The sequence below is a fragment of the uncultured Campylobacter sp. genome (genome assembly GCF_938031315.1).
Classification (GTDB): domain Bacteria; phylum Campylobacterota; class Campylobacteria; order Campylobacterales; family Campylobacteraceae; genus Campylobacter_B.
In genome coordinates, this window is the sequence record NZ_CALHHT010000384.1 from 1 (window position 1) to 2754 (window position 2754).

Here is a 2754-nt window from a genome sequence, read left to right on the forward strand (position 1 = left end):
GCAGATGATATATCTTTGCGGCGATACGCACGGCATAAACGAGATCGGCAAAATAACGAACAAAGCCTTTGCGGGCGGGCTTAGTGCCGATGATTTCGTCATCGTGCTTGGGGATTTCGGGCTGTTTTGGAGCGAGCGGATAGATGAGTTTATGGCGCGCAAAAATATAGAAAGATATTTCCCCGCCACGCTTCTTTTCATAGACGGCAACCATGAAAATTTCGATATGTTGGACGAGCTGCCACGCGAGCGGAAATTTGGCGGCACCGTGAGCGTGGGTGGCGAAAACATATTTTGGCTACGGCGCGGCGAAATTTACGAGATTGCAGGGCGACATTTTTTTGTGTTTCGGCGGCGCGCTTAGCGTTGATAAGGCGCATCGGATACCGGGGCTTAGCTGGTGGGCGCGCGAGATTCCAAGCGAGGAGGAGTTTGCTTGTGCGATACGAAATGCGCGCGATTTCATCGCTACGGGCGGGCGGATCGATGCGGTGCTGAGCCACACGGCGCCGTGGTTTACGATGAAATTTTTAAAAGAATACCTTTGGTGCGGCAAAAGCACTCCCGATAAAACGTCTGAGTATCTGGAGCGGATCTTTGAGCTCGTAAGGCCTGAGCGGTGGTATTTCGGACACTTCCATGGCGATAAGAAATTCTATGCGCACGGCTGCGATTTTTATCTCTGCTACGATGAAATTTTAAAATTTAAGGACTAGCCTTGGGCTCACAGCAGCGAAATTTAGGGCTTTGCAAACGGCAAAATTTCGCTCGTAAATTTTAAATGCTGAGGCGCGCGAAATTGAGCCTTTATATTAAAATTTAAGCTAGTTTGGCTACAATGTGGCACTTTTTTAGAAAGGAATAAAGATGAAGGTCGTAATTACTTATTGTAATTCTTGATCTTATAGACCGCAAGCTCTCCGTGTGAGAGATGAAATAACAGGCGTCTATAAGGATGCAGTTGTCGAGTTGGTCCCTGGTGGTAGCGGAGACTTTCTAGTAGAAGTTGACGGCAGAAAGCTTTTCTTTAATAAAGATTTTGCTAAGCCTCGTTTCCCAAGTGAAGGTGAAATTTTAAATCTAATTAAAGTTGCAGCCTAGCTCAAAGCCCGAAAGCGGATCGCAAGATTTGCTTTCGGGCGTTTTTATACTCAAATTTTAAATCCCTAAATTTAATCGTAAAACCATTCTGAATTTTGCCAAAATCAGTGCTGCGTAAAGCTTAGACTAAATTATCCCGCATTTCAGTCAATTTGAAAAGTTATTTTAATCAAAATTTACGCGACGATCGCGGTTTAAATTTTAAAAGAAAGAGGAATTTTTGCGAAATCAAAATTTCGCAAAAACAGGGGGAGGATTATTTATTTGCGCGCTCGATATACTCGCCGCGGACGGTGTCAACGCGGATGACCTCACCTTCGAGCACGTGAAATGGGATCTGTACCACGGCGCCGGTCTCAAGCGTGGCGGGCTTTTTGTTGCTGCCCTGCGTATCGCCGCGGAAATTTGGCGCAGTTTCTACGATCTTAAGCTCCACCACCTGCGGCACATCCACGCCGATCGCTTTGCCGTTGTAAAACATTATATTTACCATCATGCCATCTAGCATCCATTTTTTCGCCTCGCCCACGTCCTCGTCGCTGATCGCGATCTGTTCGTAGCTATCGGTATCCATGAACTGACACGCCTCGCCGTCGTCGTAGAGATACTGCATCTCTTTTTCCTCAAGATTCGGCGCTTCGCATTTATCGCCTGCGTGGAAGGTCTTTTCAAGCACTTTGCCGTCGATGAAAGATTTTATTTTAACGCGCACGAAAGCTGGCCCTTTGCCCGGTTTTACGTGTTGGTATTCTATGATTTTAAACGGAATTCCGTCCACCTCGATTTTTAGACCTTTTTTTAGATCGCCCATTGAATAAGCCATAAATTTCTCCTTAAATTGATAGGGCGCGATTATAACAAATTTTATTTTAAATTGATATAATTGGCGAAATTTTAAGGGGAGGGAAGCTATGAAAAAAATCATCTACGTTTTGGCTGCATGTGCGGCTTTTGCGCTTGGCGCGAATGCGAACGAAGCGGAGTTCGTAAAAAACCTAAAGCAAAGTCTAAATGATAAAAACGCTCAGCTCATCTCGATCGATAAGCTGAACTCGCTAAACGGGCTAAATTTGCTAATCATCCGCTCGGGCGATAAAAAAGAAGCGTTTTTAGCCAGCGACGACGGCAAAAGCCTAGTGGCAGTAACTGAGGATCCTAAGCTTGCAGACGCGGCGGATGCGGCGCTATTTAAGATGAGAACTCAAATTTTAAAGGACGCGAGGGACGCCGCCGCGCTTGAGCTGTTAAAGAGCATAGATCCCGCGAGATTTGCCTATATCGAGTCATTTGATAAAAACAACCCCTATATGACCTACATCGTGGGCGATCCGGAGTGCCCGTATTGCGCCGAGGAGATGAAAAGGATCACGAAGCATCTTCGCAACAGCAACGTAAAATTGATCTTTGCGCCGGTGCACGGCAAGAGCGCGTTTATCAAATCGGCGCTGATTTTAAAGCATCTAAAAACCCTCTCTCCGAGCGATCAAAAGGGTGCGATCGACGTGATCGAGAAATACTATAACAAGGACGCGCAGGTAAGCGATGCGGACGTCTCAAAAGCCGAGCTTGACGCCGTGTATGCGGACACCAAGACGCTGTTTTCCAAAGGCGTGATCAAATCGGTGCCATACGTGATCAAGGTGAAAAAATAGT

The 2754-nt window shown here is 46.2% G+C and carries 5 protein-coding genes; 4 read left to right on the forward strand and 1 reads right to left on the reverse strand.

The window, feature by feature from the left end:
- From Q0236_RS09500 to Q0236_RS09510, 3 genes are all read left to right on the forward strand, one after another.
- Positions 1-364: metallophosphoesterase (locus Q0236_RS09500; protein WP_297917185.1), on the forward strand; the 364-nt coding region annotated here is incomplete at its 5' end.
- Entirely contained in the window at positions 324-716 is a 393-nt protein-coding gene (locus Q0236_RS09505) for a hypothetical protein (RefSeq protein ID WP_297917188.1), read from the forward strand. The genes Q0236_RS09500 and Q0236_RS09505, both read left to right, overlap by 41 nt.
- A gap of 151 nt (positions 717-867) precedes the next feature.
- Positions 868-1101 carry a SelT/SelW/SelH family (seleno)protein gene (locus tag Q0236_RS09510; RefSeq protein ID WP_255349569.1) on the forward strand — a complete coding sequence of 78 codons (234 nt, stop codon included), beginning with the start codon at positions 868-870 and terminating at the stop codon, positions 1099-1101.
- A 256-nt stretch (positions 1102-1357) separates the two neighbouring features.
- Here the strand turns inward: Q0236_RS09510 and efp are convergent, their stop codons facing one another.
- Entirely contained in the window at positions 1358-1924 is a 567-nt protein-coding gene (gene efp / locus Q0236_RS09515) for an elongation factor P (RefSeq protein WP_005871146.1), read from the reverse strand.
- Positions 1925-2012: 88 nt separating this feature from the next.
- Between efp and Q0236_RS09520 the strand changes: the two genes are divergently transcribed.
- On the forward strand, positions 2013-2753 hold the full coding sequence (locus Q0236_RS09520; protein ID WP_297917190.1) for a hypothetical protein: 741 nt from the start codon (positions 2013-2015) through the stop codon (positions 2751-2753).
- Position 2754: the final 1 nt, after the last annotated feature.

Bases quoted from the DNA above. Each gene is read 5' to 3' on its own strand.
- efp (WP_005871146.1), bottom strand. From the start codon at position 1,924: ATGGCTTATTCAATGGGCGATCTAAAAAAAGGTCTAAAAATCGAGGTG.
- Q0236_RS09520 (WP_297917190.1), top strand. From the start codon at position 2,013: ATGAAAAAAATCATCTACGTTTTGGCTGCATGTGCGGCTTTTGCGCTT.